Below are 1,825 nucleotides of genomic sequence, written 5' to 3' on the forward strand. Positions count from 1 at the left end.
CCTCGAGCGGCGGAGCCGCTCCAAAATTACAGCGCGACCCTTCGCGGAGGGGCACATCCGAACTCACCTTCGCGAACGGGTCGATCCAAACGCACCTCTTCGCGAAGGGGCCGATCCGAACGACCTTCACCAAGGGACACCTCCAAACCACCTTCACGGTGAGAGCGCTCCGGCACCACAACACTAGACTCAGGGCGTGCGCTTGTACCGTGACCATGCCGTCGTGCTGCGCCAGCACAAGCTGGGCGAGGCCGATCGGATCGTCACGCTGTTGACCCGGGAGCACGGTTTGGTGCGGGCCGTCGCGAAGGGGGTGCGGCGTACCAAGTCGAAGTTCGGGGCGCGGTTGGAGCCGTTCGCCTATATCGATGTGCAACTGCATCCCGGCCGCAGCCTGGACATCGTGACCCAGGTGCATACGGTCGAGGCTTTCGCCACCGCGATCATCGCCGATTACGGCCGGTACACCACCGCCTGCGCCGTGCTGGAGACCGCCGAACGCCTGGCCGGGGAGGAACGGGCGCCGGTGCCTCGCCTGCACACCCTCACCGCGGGTGCGTTGCGCGCGATCGCCGAGGGGCAGCGCCCGCACGAACTCGTTCTGGACGCCTTCCTGCTGCGGGCCATGGACTACGCGGGCTGGGCCCCGGCGGTCGACGAATGCGCCCGCTGCGCCACTCCCGGCCCGCACCGGGCGTTCCATGTCGGCGCCGGGGGCGCGGTCTGCGTTCACTGCCGGCCGGCGGGCGCGGTCATGCCTGCTCCCGCGGTGTTCGACCATATGCTCGCGCTGCGCCACGGCCGCTGGGACCGGGTCGATATGATCCCGGAATCGGCGCGACGGCAGGCCAGCGGGCTGATAGCGGCGCACCTGCAATGGCATCTGGAGCACAAACTCCGGACCTTGCCGTTGATCGAACGGGCGGGTGCCGCGGCGCGTTCGGGTCCGGCGGAGTCCACGCACGACTCCGCGGGCCATCCGGACGGTGTCTCCTCCGGTGCGGTGGGGAGTCACTGAAACAGCGGCCTGGCCGGGAAGGCCCCGATCCGGCCGGTGTCATGAGCACAGATAGTCTTTTCTGGTGATCCTGCGTCGTGACTCCGCCGGTTCGGACGTATCCGCGTCTGCCGGTGTCCGCACTGTCCGTCCGCCGTCACCGCATCCGTCCGGCGCGACTCCGCCCGATATCCCGGCGGAGCTGGTGCCGCGGCATGTGGCGCTGGTGATGGACGGGAACGGCCGCTGGGCGCAGGAGCGGGGTCTGCCGCGGACGGCGGGGCACGAAAAAGGCGAGGCCGTGCTCATGGACACCGTCGAGGGCTGTATCGAGATCGGTGTGAAGTGGTTGTCGGCGTACGCGTTCTCCACCGAGAACTGGCGCCGCAGCCCGGACGAGGTGCGGTTCCTCATGGGCTTCAACCGGGACGTGATCCGGCGCCGCCGTGACGAGATGCACGAGATGGGGGTGCGGGTGCGCTGGGCGGGGCGCCGGCCGCGGTTGTGGCGCAGTGTGATTCGTGAACTGGAGACCGCGCAGGAGCTGACGAAGGACAACACCGTCATGACCTTGACGATGTGCGTGAACTACGGGGGTCGCGCCGAGATCGCCGATGCCGCACGGGAGGTCGCGCGCCGGGTGGCGGTGGGGGAGATCGATGCGGAGAAGGTCACCGAGGATGTGCTTGCCCGGTACCTGGACGAACCGGATATGCCGGATGTCGATCTCTTCCTGCGGCCTTCGGGTGAGTTCCGCAGTTCGAATTTCCTGATCTGGCAGTCGGCGTACGCGGAGTTCGTCTATCAGGCGACGTTGTTTCCCGATTT

2 protein-coding genes are annotated in these 1,825 nt (G+C 68.0%); both read left to right on the forward strand.

What is annotated here, in order from left to right; all coding sequences use genetic code 11:
• Positions 1-196 precede the first annotated feature (196 nt).
• On the forward strand, positions 197-1,018 hold the full coding sequence (gene recO / locus ACWDU1_RS32040; RefSeq protein ID WP_450004164.1) for a DNA repair protein RecO: 822 nt from the start codon (positions 197-199) through the stop codon (positions 1,016-1,018).
• Between the two features lie 64 nt (positions 1,019-1,082).
• Positions 1,083-1,825, forward strand: a 743-nt coding sequence (locus tag ACWDU1_RS32045) for an isoprenyl transferase (protein ID WP_450004165.1), incomplete at its 3' end; no start/stop codon positions are given.

Source organism: Nocardia sp. NPDC003345 (assembly GCF_053589395.1).